Below are 19,294 nucleotides of genomic sequence, written 5' to 3'. Positions count from 1 at the left end.
CCTCCAGAGGCGTGTCGCGGAGACTTTGAACACTCATTACGATCCCGTCATCCAGGACTGTCAAGTGTTAAGCGTGCTTATTCTTGGCCCATAACATGACGCTTCGCATGCCGGCCGGCCTTGTCGCCCCTTTTCCGAGGCCGTCACCTCGGGATTCGCCGGAGATCGCCCGGCTGGGTCTCCTCATGGAGGGCCCGCTTGTGAGTTCTCGAAGCGGGACGAGGGATGAAAATAAGTCCTACTCTTTCAGGCGATCATGGCCTTCGGAGCGCACCGGAGAGCTCTCGCCGCTAACGCCGCAGCCGCACCGGATCGGCCGGTCCGGTACGGCGGACCAGCCAGGCCTCGGTGATGTGATCGAACATCGCCCCGGCGGCGCCGTCGGGATCGTGGACGGCGATGCGTTCGTAGATGCGGCGGTGGCCCAGGTTCGACGCCACGCACAGAGCTCGCTCGGTCCGGCCCATGTACCGCGCGGTGTTGATGACCTGGCTTTCCAGCGCCCGTACGACGCCACGAGCGATGCGGTTTCCCGACGCCTGCATGATCGTGTCGTGGAAGGCGCGGTCGCTCTCGGCGTAGGTGGCGGGGTCGTCCACGAGCTCGTCCATCCGGTCCACCAGCGCGCGCAGCCGCTCCACGGTGTCCGGGCCGGCCAGGCGGGCGGCGACGTTGGCCATGTCGGACTCCAGCACGCGCCGCGTGACGACGAGGTCGTCGAGGATCGCCAGGCTCTCGTCCTCGGCGATCGTCGCGGCGAGGACGAGCTCGTCCAGCATGTCCCACATCGCCGGCGGGTTGACCATGGTGCCGGCGCCTTGGCGGACCTGTACGAGCCCCTTCTCCTGCAGGACCTTCACGGCTTCGCGGACGACGGTGCGGCTCACGGAGAACGCTTCGCACAGCGCGGGCTCGGGGGGCAACGGCGTCCCCGGCGGGTGCACACCGTGGACGATGCGCTCCACCAGCTCGGCCGTCACTGCTCGGGCGAGGGTCGCCGGGCGTCGTACCCATGCCGGTGGCGCCGGGACACCGCCGGCCGTTTCCTGCGATGCCGTCATATCCCCCTCCGGTGGCCTGCGAGGACAGCGCCACCGCGCCAGTATACGTGCCGACTGTTGACGTAAGACGTCATACGAGTTACGTTTCGCCGGTGATGGCGGGTCCCTCGGTAGCTCTCGGAGGGTGAGCAGCTATGAAGCAGCGGATGTGGTGGTCGGTCGTGATGGCCGCCGGACTGGTCCTGGCCGGCTGCGGGAGCGCGGCACGGACGGGATCCCCGTCCGGAGACTCCCAGCAGAAGCGACAGAAGCTCGTGGTCTGGGACTGGAAGTCCGGTGAAGCGGCGGCCACCACGTACGTCGAGAAGGCGAAGGCCGACTTCGCCAAGCGGCATCCCGGCGTCACCGTCGAGTTCGTCGCCCAGCCGTTCGACCAGTACTACACCTTGCTCGGCACGGCCGCCCAGTCCAGCAAGGGACCCGACGTCATGCTCTTCAACGGGGGCGGGCAGATCCGCGACCGGGCCGACGCGCTCCTTCCGCTGGACCAGTACGTGGCCCAGGACAAGAGCCGGTTGGCGGGCTGGGACGCGTTCACCAAGGACGGCAAGATCTACGCCGTGCCGGTGACCCTGCAGGGGCACCCGATCTACTACAACAAGACGCTCTACGAGAAGGCCGGTCTCGACCCGGCGAACCCGCCCAAGACCTGGGACGAGCTCGTCCGCACCTGCGCCGCCATCAAGAGGGCGACGGGGGCCGCGTGCTTCGCGCTCGGCAACAAGGAAGGCTTCGGCATCCAGTTCTTCATGTCGGGCCTCGGGTCCGGCATCCTGACCCCTCAGGAGTACGACGACTGGATCGCCGGCAGGCGCGACTGGACCTCCCCCCACGTGAAGCGGATCTTCGAGCTGTGGAAGGACGCCAACGACGCAGGGCTGAACAACGACGGTGCCAACTCCACCGCGATGTTCACGGACATCTTCAGAGTCTTCGAGACCGGTAAGGCCGCTCACATCATCGGCCTGATGTCGGACATCGGGCACTGGAAGGACTTCGGCGAGTTCCTGCCGCCCGACAAGATCGGCGTCATGCGGGCCCCGGTCGTCGCCGGCGGAGCCACCCCGAGCCTTCCGTACGACGGTGGCATCGGCTACGCGGTCGCCAGGTGGACCAAGGACCCGCTGCTGGCCGCGGATCTGGTGCGCTCCCTGACCTCCACCGACGCCTTGACCGCGTTCTCCTCCGACGCCGGCGCGATCGCCTCCGACATGACGATCGACGTCTCACGGGCCGGCCCGGCCGTCGCCGCGATCGTGCCCGAGATCAAGACCGGCAGGCCCGCCCTGCACGTCGCGCTGTCCTCCAAGACCCTGGACCTCATGGGAAGGCTGTCCCAGCAGCTCCTGAGCGGGTCGACCAGCGTGGACAAGGCCGTGAAGCAGCTCGCCGCCTCCGACAGGGCGGGCTGATCGCGTGCCGCTCAGAGGTTCGTCGCCGTCGGTCCGCCCGTTCGGTCCCGGGCGGACCGGTGCCGCGCCGGCGGAGCAGGGGGGACCTCGCAGGGACGCCCGTACGGCCACCCGGCCGGCCTCCCGCGGGGCGCGCGCCGAACGCCTCGCCCCCTACGTCCTGGTGGCCCCGGCCGTACTGATCCTCGTGACGCTGCGGCTGTGGCCGCTCGTCCTGGGGGTCAACTACTCCTTCACGGGTGACGGCGCCTACAACGGGACCCCGGTCGGTCTGAGCAACTACCTGGAGCTGGCCGGCGACCCCCTGTTCCGCACCTCGCTGCGCAACGTCGGGCTGCTGGTGCTGCTGCTGCCCGTGGCTGTGGCGATCCCGGGCCTGCTCGCGACCTTCATCTACCTGCGCGTGCCGGGTCACCGGGTCTACCGCAGCGTCTACTTCTTCCCCGCCGTGCTCTCACCGGTGATCGTCGGCGCGATCGTCAACCTCATGCTCGGATACGACGGCCCGGTGAACGCCGTCCTCGCGATGGCCGGCGCCGGCCCGGTCGACTGGCTCGGCGATCCGGACATCGCCATGTTCACGGTTGTCGGCGTGCATGTATGGGCGACGTTCGGGATGGCCCTGGTGGTGTTCCTCGCCGGATTCAGCACCCTGGACGCCTCGCTGCTGGACGCCGCCCGCGTGGACGGCGCGTCGCTGCGCCAGGTCATCCGGCACGTGATCATCCCGGGCCTGACGCGCACCATCCAGTTCGTCTTCGTGACCACGATGATAGGGATGCTGACCTCCATGTTCGGCCTGCTCTTCGTCATGACCAGCGGGGGCCCGGAGGGATCGACCTACCTTCCGGAGTACTACATCTGGCACCAACAGGGACAGATGAACCGGCCGGCGCTCGCCTCGGCCGCGTCGACGGTTCTCTTCGTCGTCATGCTCGTGGTGGGGCTCCTGCAGATCACCCTGCTCCGCCGCTCGGGGAGGCAGGACTGATGCCGGGCAGGCGCGTGGCGGGGTGGGTGGCCGCCGTCCCCATGGCCGTTCTCGCGCTGGTGACGATCTATCCTCTCGTGTTCACCGCCAACGTCGCGATGAAGACCCGGCGCGACTACGTCCTCGACCGGTTCTCCCCGGCGGATTCCCTGCGCTGGGACAACCTGGAGCAGGCCTGGGCCGGCGCCGGAATGGCGCGATACTTCGCCAACTCGCTGGTCGTCGTGGCATGCGCCGTGGTCCTGCTGCTGCTGATGGGCTCGATGGCGGGTTTCGCGCTGAGCCGGCTGCGGTTCCGCGGCTCTTCGGTCATCTTCCTGGGCTGTCTTGCGGGACTGTTCGTCCCGTTCCAGGTGATCATGGTGCCGCTCACCCGGATCATGGCGGACAGCGGCCTCATCGACACGTACCCGGGACTGATCCTCGCCTATGTCGCGCAGTTCCTCCCGTTCACCGTCTTCCTGATGACGAGTCACTACCGCACCATTCCGTCGGAGATCGTCGACGCGGCCAGGATCGACGGGAACACGGTGTACGGGGTGTACCGGCGGATCATGCTGCCGCTTGGCGTGCCGGCGCTGCTGTCGGTGGGCATCCTCGACACCCTGTTCTGCTGGAACGACGTGCTCATCTCCCTGCTGATGATGCCGTCGCCCGAGCATCGCACCCTCATGATCGGGGTCAACTCGCTGCGCGGACAGTACTCCGACGACATCCCCACCTTCGCCTCCGGAGTCCTGATCGCCGCGATACCCGTGTTGACGATCTATCTTTTCCTCCAGCGCCAGATCGCCGCCGGCGTCACCGCCGGTTCCACAAAGGGCTGACATGCAGATCACGGGGTATCGGACCGCGACGACGGTTCAGCGATGGGGCCGCCCGGTCGGCGACGCCAACGGTGTCTTCCCCGACGGGGCCGTCCCGGTGCCGATCGTCATGGTGGACACCGACGAGGGGATCACCGGCGTCGGCCTCGGGCCGCACGTGGAGATCGACGCCGTGTTCGCCGCGATCGAGGGCGAGGACCCGCGCGGCGTGACGGCGCTCTACGACCGCATGCTGCGGCGGACCTTCAAGGCGGGGCACGCGGGCGCCGTGTTCGGTACGATCGGCGCACTCGACACCGCGCTGTGGGACATCAAGGCACAGGCGGCCGGCGAACCGCTCTGGCGCCTGCTGGGCGGACGCGACAGGAGGGTCCCCGCCTACGCCTCGGGCCTGGACATCGGCCTGACCGACGACGAGCTCGTCGCGGTCTACCAGGTCTACGCCCAGCACGGTCTGCGCGCGGCCAAGATCAAAGGCGGCCTGGACATCGAACGCGACCGGCGCCGCCTGACGCTGGTACGCGACGTCCTGACCGAGGCCGGGCACGGATCGCGGCCGGGTCTCATGCTCGACGTGAACGAGGCGTGGACGCGCAAGCAGGCGGTCCGGCATGTCTGCGAGCTGGAACGCACCCTGGATCTCACCTGGATCGAGGAGCCGGTCCGGCGGTGGGACGCCGAGGGCCTGGCCACCGTCGGCCGTGGCGTCCGTGCCTCGGTCGCCACCGGGGAGAACCTCACCGGGCTGGAGCAGTTCCGCCCGCTGCTGGCAGCGGGGGCCGTCGACATCGTGCAGACGGCCGTGGTCTGGGGGGTGTCCCACTTCCTCCGGGTCTCCGCACTGGCGCACGCCCATGACCTGCCGGTGAGCCCGATCGGCACCACGCCGGTCGCGCTGCTGCACGCCGCGCCGTCGGTGCCGAACCACTTGGCCAGCGAGCTGCAGGATCTGCACCCGCCACTCGGAATATCGCTCGACCTGCACGTGGAGGACGGCGCCTTCATCCTCGGTGACGCGCCGGGTCTCGGCATCACCCTCGACGAGCACGCGATCAACGAGTACGCCCGGCAGCCGGACGCCAGGGCCGCCGAGGGCCCCCACATCCGGCCGGAACACGCCGGACGACGGCTGCTGGCCGTTGCCGACGGCTTCCGGCCCGAGGCGGGGCGGAGGCTGGGACCGAGTCAGCGGTAGCCGGCGGCCGTGACGTTGGCCTGGACGGCGTTCTCCACGGCGTCGGTGGGGTAACCGGCGACCATGGCCCCTTCGTAGAAGGTGCCGGCGCTGAGGTTGGCGCCGCCGTCGGGCTTGCAGCAGTCGCCGCCGCTGCCCAGGATGATGGCCCCCTGCTTCTTCATCGGGCTGTAGCCGTTGGGGAGCGAGCCGTCGTACAGGACGGACAGGCTGCCGGACTGGGCGTCGCCGCCCTTGATGGCGAACCGGGTCGTGCCGTTGTTCTTCAGCGTCGCGGTGACGAACTTGTGGGCGAGGCTCCGCTGGTTGGGGTTCCATGACTGGCTGCCGCCGGGGTAGAGCCCCCATTCGAGGTCGGCCTGGACCCAGGGGCCGCTTCCCTGGCAGCCGCCGAACCAGCATTGGGTGCTGAAGTTGATGGCGTCCATGGCGCCGGCGGCGTCGGCCTTCCTGGTGGTCTCGCTGTTGCCGTAGTCGAAGCAGCAGCCGCCGTTGACGTGGGTGCCGCTGGTCACCATGTACATGCCCTCCGGCGCGCTGCCCGTGGGGACGCCGGTCAGGTGGCCGTCCCGCCAGTAGCTGTTGCCGGGGTTGATGTAGAGGGAGTAGGCCTTGCCGCCGCCGACGGTGAGCGACTCGGTGGTCGCGGTCGCGGGCCTGCTCTGGGGGGAGCCGGGGACCACGCTGGAGCCCTGGTACCACAGGTCGTTGCCCCGCCCGGACTGGTCGTAGACGACCGTGATGACGCATGCGGTGCCGGCGCAGAAGGAGTCCTGCGCCGCGGTGTCCGCGATGCCGCCCGCGGTCAGGACGCCGACGTTGCGGGTCGCGTTGTCGGAGGAGCGCCTGACCTGGTACAGGTTGCCGCTGTACGAGCCGTAGAGCGCCCGAGTGGTGCTGTGCGCGGCCACGCACGGCGTGCCGCCCGAGCCGTAGATGTCGCACGGGCGCGCGCCGGGCGGCGGTGGGGTCGGCGTCGGGCCGGGCCCGGTTCCGGTGTCCCACTTCTGGTTGGTGCCGCCGTGGCAGGTCCAGATCTGGGCCTTGGTGCCGTTGGCGGTGCCGGCGCCGGCCACGTCCAGGCACTTGTTCGCCCCGACGGCCGTGATGGTGCCGTCGGCGTTGGTGCGCCATTTCTGGTTGTTCTGGCCGTTGCAGTCCCAGATGATCACGGCTGTGCCGTCGGCGGTGCCGGCGCCGTTGACGTCCAGGCACTTGCCGCCGTACACGCGCAGCTCACCCGCGCTCGTGGACGTCCACTGCTGGTTGGGCTGCCCGTTGCAGTCCCAGATCTGCGTCTGCGCGCCGTTGGCCTGGGAGGCGCCGCTGACGTCCAGGCACCGGCCCGACCCCACGCCCACCAGTGGCGTGGTCGCCGCCGAGGCCGGCACCGACCAGGTCAGGGCGGTGGCCAGGAGCGCCGCGAGCACCGTCAGGACCGACGCGACGACGGCCGCCCGATGGCCCCGCCCACGCGGCGCACGGCCTGACAAAGGAACGGAGGGAGGTTGCATGGGCGTACTCCTCGGGAGAGACAGCCGCTGGGAAACCGGGTCCACACGATCGATGCGAATCGATTCGACAACGTACGCGCGAAGCACATACGACGGACGGACCGCCTGTCAAGACTCCACCTTGCCCGCCGTCCGCCGGAGGTCCTCCCGGTGGTTCTCAGCGGCGCGGCTCGCACTCCGCCGAGCCGGGCCCGATGAAACATTCATCCGTCCCACCCCGCGGACGCACGCCCCGGTCCGTTCGGATGACATCCGGCGCCCGAGGGGCGGCCGGGGTCAGTGGGACGGGGAGAACAGGCGCTGCTTGATCTCCCGGCGGTAGTCGTCGAGGGTGTTGTCGATGTGCGTGGCGGCGGCCTGGGCGGCCGCTTCGGGGTCGCCGGCGCGGATGGCCTGGTAGATCGCCTCGTGCTCCTCGACGGCCTCGGCGGCGTGCCCGCCCACCGAGCCGCGCAGCCCGATGAGGCTGGACTGCCCCTGCAGCCGCCGGGCCTCCCGCACGGCGATCTGGAGGAACATGTTGTGCGCGGCCGTGGCGATGGCGGTGTGGAAAGTGTCGTCGCCCTCGTTGAACAGGTCCTCGCGTCCGGTCTCGAAGCCATGGCGGCACATGGCGGCCGCGTCCTCGATGGCCCTCAGCTCCGTGGGGGTGGCGCGGCGGGCGGCCAGCCGGCTGGTCTCCATCTCCTGCGCCCGGCGGAACTCGAACAGCATGTAGACGTGGTCCAGGTCGGTGGGGAGGAAGAAGGACGCCCAGCGCCCGGTGCCGAGCATCCCCTCGTCGTCGGCCACGTACAGGCCGCGGCCCTTCTGGGCGCGTACCCGGCCCAGCGCGGAGAGTATCTTGACCGCCTCGCGGACGACGGTGCGGCTGGTGCCCAGTTGCAGGGCCAGCTCGTTCTCGGTCGGCAGGCGGTCTCCCGGGCGCAGGCGCAGCCGGACGATCAACTCCAGCAGCTGCTCCGCGGCCACCTCGTAGCCCGGCCGGTATGCGCTTTCACGCGGGGTGTCGGTCACCGTGCCCCTCCTCGCCATTTCCCCTGCAAGAGTACGACTGATCGGGGTCGCCGGGTCGGGACATGAACGACGCCCGATCAGTAGGACACATCTGAATGATTCATGCGGAAAAGATCGAGGCGGGCCATCAGCGCCGTCAGTATTGTCGCTGTTCAGTGCGGACGGCAGGTTCACCATGGCCAGATTTCGGTGTGCGGATGTCGAAATAAGTAGGCTTAACGACTTGACGGACATCCGCGCCCAGATCGTAATAAGGGAGCGAGTCATGACCTGAGCACCCCTCCACCCCCCAGAGGAACCACCGTGCAGTCATCTTCGCCTGTCCCGGCGCTGAGACCGGTCCTGACCGGCGTCATCGCCGCAGTGCTGGCCGCGGCGTCCGCCCTCGTCGCCCCGCTCACCTCGGCCCTCGCGGCCACCACGACCCTGTACGTGTCACCCTCCGGCACCGGCACCGCCTGCACCTCCGCCCAGCCGTGCTCTCTGTCCGCGGCGCAGACGACCGTGCGGTCGCTGAACGGCGCCATGTCCGACGACATCGTCGTCGAGCTGGCCGACGGGGTGTACCGGCTCTCCGCGCCGCTCCGGCTGACCGCGGCCGACTCCGGCAACAACGGCCACACCGTCACCTGGAAGGCCGCGGGGGGCGCACGTCCCGTCATCAGCGGGGCCCGGGCGGTCACCGGATGGTCGCTGGCCGACTCCGGGAAGAACATCTGGCGCGCCAACGTCGGCGCCGGGATCGACACCCGGCAGCTGTACGTCAACGGCGCCGTCGCCACGCGTGCCCGCACCCAGGTGAACCGGGCCGACTTCACCGCGACCACCGCCGGTCTGAGATTCGGCAACAGCGCGCTGGGCTACCTGAACAACCTGGCCGACCAGAACCGGGTCGAGATGGAGAGCGTCGGCTCCTTCACCGACCGGTACGTGAGGGTGCAGAGCATCAGTGGCAACGTCATGACGATGCAGCAGCCCGGCTGGAACAACAACACCTTCGGGTACGACACCTTCACGCAGCCGCACCGGGCGGGTCCGCTGTACCTGGAGAACGCCTACGAGTTCCTGGACGCGCCGGGTGAGTGGCACATCAACCCCGGGACCGGCGTTCTGTCCTACATCCCGGCGGCCGGTCAGAACATGAACGACATCAGCGTGGAGCTGCCCGTGCTGCAGTCCCTGGTGAACGTCGGGGGCACCTACGACGCGCCCGCGCACCACATCACCTTCAGCGGGATCACCTTCACCGGCACGAGCTGGCTCGGGCCCAGCAGCGCCCAGGGCTACGCGGACCAGCAGACCGGCGCCTACATCGCGGGCGACTGGAACTGGCCCGCCGACAGGCTGACCTCCTGCCAGGAGGGCTGCCAGCAGTTCGAGGCCGTGCGGCCGAGCTGGTTCCAGATGCCCGCCGCCGTGCAGGTCTCCGCCGCCCACCACGTCACCTTCACCGACTCCCGGTTCGTCAACCTGGGGCAGACGGCCGTCGGCATCGGCAACGACGCCAACGCGCACGCCGGCGGGGTCGGGCTGGGCGCGAGCGACATCACGATCACCCGGTCCGAGGTCGCCCGCAGCTCGGCCGGCGGCATCCTGGTCGGCGGCGTGCGCGCCGACGCGCACCACCCCGGCGACCAGCGGATGGTCAACCGGAACATCACCGTCAGCGACAACCGGATCCATGATCTCGGTCTGGACTACCGGGGCGTCGTCTCGGTCCTCGCCACCTACGTCACCAACGCCGACGTGTCGCACAACGAGGTCTACAACATGCCGTACACCGGCATGGCGATCGGCTACGGCTGGGGCGCCAACGAGCCCGGCGGCAACAACCAGTACGCCAACCGCGGTCTGTACAACTACCAGCCGCGGTACACCACGGCCACCACCGCGTCCGGCAACCGGCTCGTCGGCAACTACGTCCACGACGTCATGCAGCAGATGACCGACGGCGGGTGTATCTACACGCTGTCCTGGAACCCGGGCGCCGTGATCAGCGACAACTACTGCCTGCGGACCAACGGCTGGTTCGGCGTCTACTTCGACGAGGGCTCCAAGTACTACACCGTCACCGGCAACGTGCTCTCGAACACCGGCACCTGGGCGACCGCCAACTACTGGGGTGGCGAGAACATGGGCAACTGGACCGTCACCGACAACTGGTCGACGAACGGCAGCACCAACGTGACCAACGGCGACCGGGGCAACGTCGTCCACGGCAACGTCACCGTCAGCAACGGCAACTGGCCGGCGGCCGCGCAGGCCGTGATGGCGTCCGCGGGGCCCCGGACCGGCACGTCACCCACGCCCACCCCGGGAGGCGCGAGTGCGCTCAAGGGGGCGGGGTCGGGCCGGTGCCTGGACGTCAGCGGGGCCTCCCAGGCGAACGGCGCGCAGGCGCAGATCTGGGACTGCAACGGGCAGGCCAACCAGCAGTGGACGTCCACGAGCGCGGGTGAGCTGCGGGTGTACGGCGGCAAGTGCCTGGACGTCAACGGCGCGGGTACGGCGGACGGCACAGCCGTGATCATCTGGGACTGCAACGGCCAGGCCAACCAGCAGTGGCGCCTCAACGCCGACGGCACCATCACGGCGGTCGGGGCGAACAAGTGCCTGGACGTGGCCAGTGCCGGCACCGCCAACGGCACCAAGGCCCAGATCTGGACCTGCCACGGCGGCGCCAACCAGAAGTGGACCCGCGTCTGACACCGCGGCACTCCTCCGTGCCCGCAGCAGAACGCCGGCAACAGCGCGATGGCGCGCCTTGCCCTGACTGATCGTCATATGTCAGGAAGGAACACCCATGTCCCGACGTCCGTGGCTCGCCTTGCTGACCACGATGACGCTGATCACTTCCGGAGCCGTCGCGCTCTCCGCCTCCTCGGCGAACGCCCTGACCATCCCGGCGTCCGACTACCAGCAGGTGTCGCTCGCCGCCGGCGGTGCGGAGCTGGGTGAGGCGATGTCGCTGGCCGTGATGCCGAACCGGTCGGTGGTGCACACGGCGCGCGACGGCACGGTGCGCGTCACCGATGTCAACGGCAGCACGAAGGTGGCCGGCAGGCTCGCGGTCTACACGCACGACGAGGAGGGCCTGCAGGGTGTGGCGGTCGACCCGGACTTCGCGTCGAACCGGTACCTCTGGCTCTACTACTCGCCCCGGCTGAGCACGCCGAACGGTGACGCGCCGAGCAACGGCACGCAGGCGCAGTTCGACCAGTGGAAGGGGCACCTGAACCTGTCCCGGTTCACCTTGAAGCCCGACGACACGCTCGACCTGGCCAGTGAGAAGGTCGTGCTGGAGGTGCCGAACGACCGAGGGATGTGCTGCCATGTGGGCGGCGACATCGACTTCGACGCGGCCGGCAACCTGTACCTGACCACCGGCGACGACAGCAACCCGTTCGAGTCGAGTGGCTACTCCCCCCTGGACGAGCGGGCCGACCGCAACCCGCAGTACGACGCCCAGCGCTCCGCCGCCAACACCAACGACCTGCGCGGCAAGGTACTGCGGATCAAGCCGCAGCCGGACGGCACCTACACGATCCCCAGCGGCAACCTGTTCCCGCCCGGCACGGCGAGGACGAGGCCGGAGATCTACGCGATGGGGTTCCGCAACCCGTTCCGGATGAGCGTGGACAAGGCGACCGGGATCGTCTACCTGGGCGACTACGGGCCGGACGCGGGGGTGACCGACCCCAACCGGGGCCCCAGCGGGCAGGTGGAGTTCGACCGCATCACCGGTCCGGGCAACTACGGCTGGCCGTACTGCACCGGCACGAACACCACCAGCGAGACCTACAACGAGTGGAACTTCGCCTCCAACGGCACGGGCCCGAAGTACACCTGCGCGGGCGGTCCCACCAACAACTCGTTCCGCAACACTGGACAGACCACGCTCCCACCAGCCAAACCGGCGTGGATCCGATACGCGGGGGACGCCGGATCCCCCCCGGAGTTCGGCAACGGGTCGGAGTCGCCGATGGGCGGCCCGGTCTACCGTTACGACCCGGACCTGAACTCCGCCGTCAAGTTCCCGCAGGTCCTTGACGGGCGTTACTTCGCCGGTGAGTACGGCCGCCGCTGGATCAAGGCCGTCGAGGTCAAGGCCGACGGGAGCTACGGGGAGATCTCCGCGTTCCCCTGGACCGGCACCCAGGTGATGGACATGGCCTTCGGCCCTGACGGGGCCCTCTACGTCCTCGACTACGGCGACGGGAACAACAACCAGGCGCTGTACAGGATCGAATACATCGGCAAGGCCAACCGCAATCCGGTCGCCAAGGCCTCCGCCGACAAGACCTCGGGACCGGCTCCGCTGACGGTGAACTTCTCGTCCGCGGGCAGCTCCGACCCCGAGGGCGGCGCACTGGCGTACTCGTGGAACTTCGGCGACGGCACCACGTCCACGGCGGCGAGCCCGAGCAAGACCTACACCGCGAACGGCACCTACACCGTGACCCTCACCGTCCGCGACCCGCAGGGGCTGACCGGAAGCGCCGGTGTGATCGTGACCGTCGGCAACACCGCCCCGGCGGTGACGCTGACCACCCCGGCCGACGGGCAGTTGTTCTCCTTCGGGGACACGGTGCCCTTCCAGGTCACCGTCAGCGACCCGGAGGACGGCACGATCGACTGCACCAAGGTCACCGTCGCCTACTTCCTCGGCCACGACAGCCACCGTCACCAGATCACCTCCAAGACCGGCTGCTCGGGCTCCATCCCGGTGCCGGTCGACGGTGAGCACGACGCCGCGGCCAACATCTACGGCGTCTTCGAGGCCTCCTACACCGACACGGGCGGCCTGACCTCCACCAGCGCACGTACGCTCCAGCCACGGCACCGGCAGGCTGAGCACTTCGGCGCCCAGCAGGGCGTCCAGACGGCCGACCACGGCACCGCCGAAGGCGGCAGGACGGTCGGCTTCACCGACGACGGTGACTGGATCTCCTTCCAGCCGTACAGCCTGGGTGACGCGACGAGGATCACCGTTCGGGTGTCCTCGGCGGGCGCGGGCGGCCGGATCGAGGTGCGAGCGGGCTCGGCCACGGGCATGCTGCTGGGAACGGTGAACGTCGCGAGCACCGGCGGCTGGGACACCTTCACCGACGTCTCGGCGAACCTCGGCGGCGCGCCGGCCGGCACCACGACGCTGTACCTGGTCTTCCGCGGCCCGACAGGACAGGGCTACCTGTTCGACGTCGACGCCTTCACCCTTGACACCGGCACGTCGTCCCCGGGGAGCACGAGCGCGGTGAAGGGGGTGGGCTCGGGACGGTGTCTGGACGTCAGCGGGGGTTCCCCGGCGAACGGCGCGCAGGTGCGGATCTGGGACTGCACCGGCCAGGCCGCCCAGCAGTGGACGTCCACGAGCGCGGGTGAGCTGCGCGTGTACGGCGGCAAGTGCCTGGACGTCAACGGCGCCGGGACCGCCGACGGCACCGCGGTGATCATCTGGGACTGCAACGGCCAGACCAACCAGCAGTGGCGCCTCAACACCGACGGCACGATCACGGCGGTCGGGGCGAACAAGTGCCTGGACGTCAGCGGGGCGGGCACCGCCAACGGCACCAAGGTCCAGATCTGGACGTGCAACGGCGGCGCCAACCAGAAGTGGAGCCGCGTCTGAGGCCACGTCCTTGACCGCACCACGATCACCCACTGATGTGACGGAAGGACACGCATGCTGCGACATCTGACCCCCGGCGCGCTCGGGCGCGGCGCGGAGGGCGACCGGAAGACATCCGTGCTGCGGAGGCTGTCGGCGACCGCGGTGGCGCTCACCGCCGCCGCCGCGACGCTCATCCCCGCCGTCCCCGCCCAGGCCGCCGCCTTCAAGGTGCTGGTGTTCTCCAAGACGGCCGGATTCCGGCACGACTCGATCCCCGGCGGGATCCAGGCCATCCGCGACCTGGGGGCGGCCAACGACTTCGCCGTCGACGCCACCGAGGACGCCAACGCCTTCAGCACGGCCAACCTCGCCCAGTACAAAGCGGTGGTGTTCCTCAGCACCACCGGTGACGTGCTGAACGACACCCAGCAGGCCGCCTTCCAGACGTACGTGGACGGCGGGGGCGGTTACGTGGGGGTGCACTCGGCCGCCGACACCGAGTACGGCTGGCCCTACTACGGGCAGCTGATGGGGGCCTGGTTCAACAACCACCCGGCCATCCAGCAGGCCACCGTACGGAACGAGGACAGGGCGCACGCCGCGACCGCTCATCTGGGGGCGACCTGGTCGCGCACCGACGAGTGGTACAACTACCGCACCAACCCCCGCTCCGGCGTGCGGGTGCTGCAGAGCCTGGACGAGAGCAGCTACAGCGGCGGCGGCATGGGCGACCATCCGATCACCTGGTGCCACCCCCAGTCCTCCGGGCGCTCGTTCTACACCGGCTTGGGGCACACCCAGGAGTCGTACGCCGACCCGAACTTCCGCGCGCTGCTGCTGGGCGGGATCCGGTACGTGGCCAAGGCCACCAACGCCGACTGCCGCCCGGAGACCGGGTACACGACGTTGTACAACGGATCGACGACGGGCTGGTCGCAGGCGGGGCCGGGGTCGTTCGCCGACAGCGACGCCACGCTGACCTCCCAGGGCGGCATGGGCATGCTGTGGTACAGCGCCAAGGAGCTGCATGCCTACTCGCTGAAGCTCGACTGGAAGCTGACCGGCGACTCCAATTCGGGGGTGATCGTGGGGTTCCCGGCCACCAGCGACCCGGACGCGGCGCTCGCCACCGGGTACGAGGTGCAGATCGACGCGACCGACACCCCGGACAGGACGACGGGGGCGATCTACGGATTCAAGGCGGCCGACGTCGCGGCACGGGATGCGGCGCTGAATCCGCCGGGCCAGTGGAACACCTATGAACTGCTGGTGGAGGGGGAGCGGTTGCAGGTCTTCCTGAACGGGACCAGGATCAACGATTTCACCAACACCGATCCGGTCCGCTCGATCCAGCAGGGCTACATCGGCATCCAGAACCACGGGGCCGGCGACGTGGCGTCGTTCCGCAACATCCGCATCAAGGAACTGACCAGCACGCCCGGGAGCACGAGCGCGGTGAAGGGGGTGGGCTCGGGACGGTGTCTGGACGTCAGCGGGGGTTCCCCGGTGAACGGCGCGCAGGTGCGGATCTGGGACTGCACCGGCCAGGCCGGCCAGCAGTGGACGTCCACGAGCGCGGGTGAGTTGCGGGTGTACGGCGGCAAGTGCCTGGACGTCAACGGGGCGGGTACGGCGGACGGCACCGCGGTGATCATCTGGGACTGCAACGGCCAGAACAACCAGAAATGGCGTGTCAACGCCGACGGCACGATCACGGCGGTCGGGGCGAACAAGTGCCTGGACGTCAGCGGGGCGGGCACCGCCAACGGCACCAAGGTCCAGATCTGGACGTGCAACGGCGGCGCCAACCAGAAATGGAGCCGCGTCTGAGGCCATCCGTCCACGCCCTCTGTGGCATGACATGCGGCGCGGCCCTGATCGGTGCCACGCCGCGTGGCCATGCGCGCCCGCCGTCCCACACGAGGACATGAAAGTTTCATACTTATATTGGGCACTCTCCATGCATGACGGATCCGACTGATTTCGGCCTGAGTGGAGAGCGGCGGCGGCTCACAACCGGACCAGCACCAATCTGACAGGCGAATTCCTGGAGAAAGCTCGGTCCGACGGCCGCCGAGTATGCCGGAAAAGCAGTCGGGATTTTCCAGCATAAGCACGCTTGACAGGCAGATGAGTCAGATTTATTTTTGGTGCGAATCGATTCGATTGAATGTTCGCTAGTCAAGGGCCGGCGTCCACGAGCGGCCGGTGAAGCGCATCCCAGGCCCGGCACGACTCCAACCCCCCCGTTAGGAGCCCCCCGTGCACGACTCCTCACCTCCCTCTCGCCGGGCGGGCCGCGTGCTGGAGATGACCGGCATCGTCAAGAGCTTCCTGGGCGTCCGGGTCCTCGACGGAGTCGACCTGGAGGCGTCCGCGGGTGAGGTGCACGCGGTGGTGGGGGAGAACGGCGCGGGCAAGTCCACGCTCATGAAGATCCTGGCCGGCGTGCACACGCCGGACGAGGGGAGAATGAAGATCGACGGCCGCGGCGTGGCTTTCGGGCACCCGATCGAGGCGCAGCGGGCCGGGGTGGCGATCATCCACCAGGAGCTCACCCTGCTGCCCGAGCGAACGGTGGCCGAGAACGTCCACCTCGGGCGGGAACCCGTCCGACGGGGGCTCGTCGACCGCGCCGCGATGGAATCGGCGACCGGAGAGCTGCTGAGCTCTCTCGGGGAGGAGTCGTTCGGCCCCCGCGATCTCGTCCGGCGGCTCTCGGTCGCGCGGCAGCAGGTCGTCGAGATCGCCAAGGCCCTGTCGCTGAACGCCCGGATCGTGGTGATGGACGAGCCGACGGCCGCCCTGGCGGACCACGAGGTGGAGTCGCTCCACACGCTGGTGCGGCGGCTCACGGCACGCGGCATCGCGGTCCTGTACGTCTCGCACCGGCTCCGCGAGATCTTCGATCTCGCCGACCGGATCACCGTGCTCAAGGACGGTGCCCGGGTCACCACCGCGGACGCCTCCAGCCTGGACACCCCGGCTCTGGTCCGCCTGATGGTCGGCCGGGACCTGGACTCCTACTACCCGCCACGTGCGGCGGAACCGCCCGGAGAGGTGATGCTGAGCGTGCGCGGCGGCGGCAACGCCAGGCTGCACGGCATCGACCTCGACCTGCGCGCGGGGGAGATCGTCGGGGTGGCCGGGTTGCAAGGCTCGGGCCGCACCGAGCTGGCCAGGGCGCTGTTCGGCGCGGAGCCCTTCACCAGCGGCGAGATGACGCCCCGCCGTCCCCGCTCGGCCCGCGAGGGGATCACCGCGGGGATCGGCCTGGTCACCGAGGACCGCAAGGCCGAAGGGCTCCTGCTGAACCAGCGGGTGCGCGACAACGCCCTGCTCGTCGCCCGGACCATCCGGATGCGCCGGCCCGCGGTCGAGCGGCTGCTGGAGCGGGTACGGCTCAGCCCGTCCCGGCCCGCGCAGGAGGTCCGGCTGCTGTCCGGGGGCAACCAGCAGAAGGTCGTGCTGGCCAAATGGATGGCGGTCGCGCCGCGTGTCCTGCTGTTCGACGAGCCCACCCGTGGCGTCGACGTCGGTGCCAAGGCCGCCATCCACGAGCTGGTGCGCGAACTCGCCCGTGACGGGACGGCCGTCCTGATGATCTCCTCCGAGCTGCCCGAGGTCATCGGCATGAGCGACCGCATCGTGGTGCTGCGGGACGGCCGCATCGCCGGAGAGCTGCCCGCCGGCTCCACCGAGGGGGCCGTGATGCGCCTGGCGGCCGCCTCATGACCCAGCAGCTCAAGCTGCGGCGCGTCCCGGCCGAGGGTTCGCTCCTGCGGCGGCTGTCGGCCGACCGCCCCGCGCGTGCCGTCTACGTGGCGCTGGCCCTGCTCGTCGTGCTGGGTTGGCTGCTGTTCGCCCTGGACGGTGGCCGGTTCCTCAGCCAGGAGAACATCGTCGGCATCCAGCAGCGATCGGCGGCGCTGGGCATCGTCGCGATCGGTCAGACCCTGGTGATCCTGGCCGGGAGCCTGGATCTCTCGGTGGCCTACCTGATCAGCATGACCTCGCTGGTCGCGGCCGAGATCATGGGGGGCGCCGACGCGAACGTGCCGGCCGCCGTCGCCACGGTGCTGGCGGTGAGCGCGACGGCCGGACTGGTGAACGGCCTGATCGTCACGAGGCTCCGGGTGCACGCCTTCATCGCCACGCTCGGGGTCGCGCTGATCATCAGAGGGGTGCTGGACGATCGGTACGACGGTCCGGCGGGCAGTGTGCCCGAGTCCTTCCAGCATCTCGGGTACGACCGCATCGGGCCGGTGCCGGTGTCGGCGCTGCTGTGGGCCGCGGTGGCGGCGGCCGCGTGGCTCCTGCTCGGCCGGACGCGCCTCGGATACCGGATCTACGCGGTGGGCGGGGACGCCGAGGTCGCGCGGCTGTCGGGAGTTCGCACCGAGCGGGTCGTGGTCGCCGCCCACGTCCTCTGCTCGGTCTGCGCCGGGATCGCCGGGCTTCTGCTCGCCTCCCGGCTCGGAGCGGGCGCGCCGACGGTCGGGACCGACGGCGGATACGACCTGGAGTCGATCGCCGCGGTGGTGATCGGCGGGACAGCTCTGGCCGGAGGCCGCGGCGGGGTCGCGGGGACCGTCGGCGGGGTCCTGCTCCTGGCCGTCCTCGACAGCATCTTCAACCAGATGGAGGTCAACTCCTTCGCCAAGGACGTCGTGCGGGGCGTGGTCCTGGTGGCCGCGTTGGCTGTCTACGCCCGCAGGAGGCGGACCGCATGAGACGCGCGCTGCCGATCTTCGTGGTGCTGGCCGGACTGCTGGCGGCCATCGCGGTCGCCCACCCGTATTTCTTGGAGCCGCCCGCCCTCCTCGCCTTCGTCAAGAGGGCCGCACCGCTGGTGATCCTCGCTGCCGGGCAGTACTTCGTCGTCGTGTCCGGCGAGTTCGACCTGTCGGTCGGCTCGCTCGTCACCGCCGAGGTGGTGATCGCCGCGCGGCTCCTCGACGGCTCCGCGGAGGCGACCTGGCCCGTGCTGGCCCTGCTGATCGCTTTCGGGCTGCTCATCGGGCTGGTCAACGGGATCGTCACCACCCTGCTCCGGGTGCCGTCGTTCATCACGACACTCGGCATGCTGCTGATCCTGTCCGGGGCGATCTTCCTGTGGACGGGTGGCGCCCCCCGGGGCGCCCTGTCCCCGCAGTTCCGGGAGCTGGGCCGGGGGAGTCTCGGCCCGGTGCCCTGGTCGGTCCTGGTCCTCGTCGCGGTGGCGGCATGCGCGATCTGCGCGATGCGTGCCGGCTTCGGCCACACGCTGATCGCGGCCGGTGACAACGATCGTGCCGCGGCTCTGTCCGGCGTCCGCGTCGCCCGGGTGCGGACGGTGGCGTTCATGGTCTCCGGGCTGTCGGCGGCGGTCGCCGCGATCCTGCTGGGCGGCTTCGCCGGGGTGTCCGCGCAGGTCGGCCAGGGCCTGGAATTCCAGGCCATCACCGCTGTCGTGGTGGGCGGTGTGGTCCTCGGCGGCGGCCGCGGCTCCGTCGTCGCCGCGATGGCGGGCGCCTTCACCTTGGAGGCGTTGTTCACCCTGCTCAACCTGTACGGCATCTCCGGGGCGCTGGAGCCGGCCATACAGGGCGTGATCATCATCGCCGCGGTGGCGCTGGGAGGCGTGAGCATCCCGCGCAGAAGAGCCGTGGCGGCCTCGTGATGGA

Annotated in this window: 13 protein-coding genes; 10 read left to right on the top strand and 3 right to left on the bottom strand. The window is 69.6% G+C overall.

The features are described 5' to 3' along the window. Positions 1-290: 290 nt before the first annotated feature. Positions 291-980, bottom strand: a complete 690-nt coding sequence (locus MTP10_RS24380) for an FCD domain-containing protein (protein WP_310711931.1) — start codon at positions 978-980, stop codon at positions 291-293. A gap of 215 nt (positions 981-1,195) precedes the next feature. On the opposite strand from MTP10_RS24380, the gene MTP10_RS24375 reads away from it, so the two are divergent. Genes MTP10_RS24375 through MTP10_RS24360 form a run of 4 tightly spaced genes read left to right on the top strand, consistent with a single transcriptional unit; the run spans position 1,196 to position 5,486 of the window. After that, positions 1,196-2,473 (top strand): extracellular solute-binding protein, encoded by a 1,278-nt coding sequence (locus MTP10_RS24375; RefSeq protein ID WP_310711930.1) that lies wholly within the window; start codon positions 1,196-1,198, stop codon positions 2,471-2,473. 4 nt (positions 2,474-2,477) lie between these two features. After that, positions 2,478-3,464 (top strand): sugar ABC transporter permease, encoded by a 987-nt coding sequence (locus MTP10_RS24370; RefSeq protein ID WP_310711928.1) that lies wholly within the window; start codon positions 2,478-2,480, stop codon positions 3,462-3,464. Then, entirely contained in the window at positions 3,464-4,291 is an 828-nt protein-coding gene (locus MTP10_RS24365) for a carbohydrate ABC transporter permease (protein WP_310711927.1), read from the top strand. The genes MTP10_RS24370 and MTP10_RS24365 overlap by 1 nt, the downstream gene beginning before the upstream one ends. Position 4,292: 1 nt before the next feature. Continuing rightward, positions 4,293-5,486 (top strand): mandelate racemase/muconate lactonizing enzyme family protein, encoded by a 1,194-nt coding sequence (locus MTP10_RS24360; RefSeq protein ID WP_310711926.1) that lies wholly within the window; start codon positions 4,293-4,295, stop codon positions 5,484-5,486. Here the strand turns inward: MTP10_RS24360 and MTP10_RS24355 are convergent. Together MTP10_RS24355 and MTP10_RS24350 are read right to left on the bottom strand one after the other, a co-directional pair. Further along, complete coding sequence (locus MTP10_RS24355) at positions 5,477-6,916, bottom strand: arabinofuranosidase catalytic domain-containing protein (RefSeq protein ID WP_310711925.1); 1,440 nt, start codon at positions 6,914-6,916, stop codon at positions 5,477-5,479. The two genes, MTP10_RS24360 and MTP10_RS24355, sit on opposite strands and share 10 nt — an antisense overlap. A gap of 360 nt (positions 6,917-7,276) precedes the next feature. Then, positions 7,277-8,017, bottom strand: a complete 741-nt coding sequence (locus MTP10_RS24350; protein WP_310711924.1) for an FCD domain-containing protein — start codon at positions 8,015-8,017, stop codon at positions 7,277-7,279. A 303-nt stretch (positions 8,018-8,320) separates the two neighbouring features. Between MTP10_RS24350 and MTP10_RS24345 the strand changes: the two genes are divergently transcribed. The 6 genes from MTP10_RS24345 (at position 8,321) to MTP10_RS24320 (ending at position 19,290) form a co-directional block, all read left to right on the top strand. Continuing rightward, complete coding sequence (locus tag MTP10_RS24345; protein WP_310711923.1) at positions 8,321-10,723, top strand: ricin-type beta-trefoil lectin domain protein; 2,403 nt, start codon at positions 8,321-8,323, stop codon at positions 10,721-10,723. 97 nt (positions 10,724-10,820) lie between these two features. Continuing rightward, the gene (locus MTP10_RS24340; RefSeq protein WP_310711922.1) at positions 10,821-13,646 is read left to right on the top strand and encodes an RICIN domain-containing protein; all 2,826 of its coding nucleotides are present in this window, start codon (positions 10,821-10,823) and stop codon (positions 13,644-13,646) included. 54 nt (positions 13,647-13,700) lie between these two features. Further along, positions 13,701-15,458 (top strand): ThuA domain-containing protein, encoded by a 1,758-nt coding sequence (locus MTP10_RS24335; RefSeq protein WP_310711921.1) that lies wholly within the window; start codon positions 13,701-13,703, stop codon positions 15,456-15,458. A 432-nt stretch (positions 15,459-15,890) separates the two neighbouring features. Then, on the top strand, positions 15,891-17,363 hold the full coding sequence (locus MTP10_RS24330; protein ID WP_397334501.1) for a sugar ABC transporter ATP-binding protein: 1,473 nt from the start codon (positions 15,891-15,893) through the stop codon (positions 17,361-17,363). Beyond that, on the top strand, positions 17,360-18,361 hold the full coding sequence (locus MTP10_RS24325) for an ABC transporter permease (RefSeq protein ID WP_310711920.1): 1,002 nt from the start codon (positions 17,360-17,362) through the stop codon (positions 18,359-18,361). The genes MTP10_RS24330 and MTP10_RS24325 overlap by 4 nt, the downstream gene beginning before the upstream one ends. Then, positions 18,358-19,290 (top strand): ABC transporter permease, encoded by a 933-nt coding sequence (locus MTP10_RS24320; RefSeq protein ID WP_310711919.1) that lies wholly within the window; start codon positions 18,358-18,360, stop codon positions 19,288-19,290. Before MTP10_RS24325 ends, MTP10_RS24320 begins: the two co-directional genes overlap by 4 nt. Positions 19,291-19,294 lie beyond the last annotated feature (4 nt).

The organism is Nonomuraea sp. 3-1Str (assembly GCF_031570565.1).
Lineage (GTDB): Bacteria > Actinomycetota > Actinomycetes > Streptosporangiales > Streptosporangiaceae > Nonomuraea.
Note: the sequence above shows the minus strand (reverse complement) of the source record. Positions and strands in the feature narration are given on the sequence as shown.

Bases quoted from the DNA above. Each gene is read 5' to 3' on its own strand.
- MTP10_RS24375 (WP_310711930.1), top strand. From the start codon at position 1,196: ATGAAGCAGCGGATGTGGTGGTCGGTCGTGATGGCCGCCGGACTGGTC.
- MTP10_RS24365 (WP_310711927.1), top strand. From the start codon at position 3,464: ATGCCGGGCAGGCGCGTGGCGGGGTGGGTGGCCGCCGTCCCCATGGCC.
- MTP10_RS24360 (WP_310711926.1), top strand. From the start codon at position 4,293: ATGCAGATCACGGGGTATCGGACCGCGACGACGGTTCAGCGATGGGGC.
- MTP10_RS24340 (WP_310711922.1), top strand. From the start codon at position 10,821: ATGTCCCGACGTCCGTGGCTCGCCTTGCTGACCACGATGACGCTGATC.
- MTP10_RS24335 (WP_310711921.1), top strand. From the start codon at position 13,701: ATGCTGCGACATCTGACCCCCGGCGCGCTCGGGCGCGGCGCGGAGGGC.
- MTP10_RS24325 (WP_310711920.1), top strand. From the start codon at position 17,360: ATGACCCAGCAGCTCAAGCTGCGGCGCGTCCCGGCCGAGGGTTCGCTC.
- MTP10_RS24320 (WP_310711919.1), top strand. From the start codon at position 18,358: ATGAGACGCGCGCTGCCGATCTTCGTGGTGCTGGCCGGACTGCTGGCG.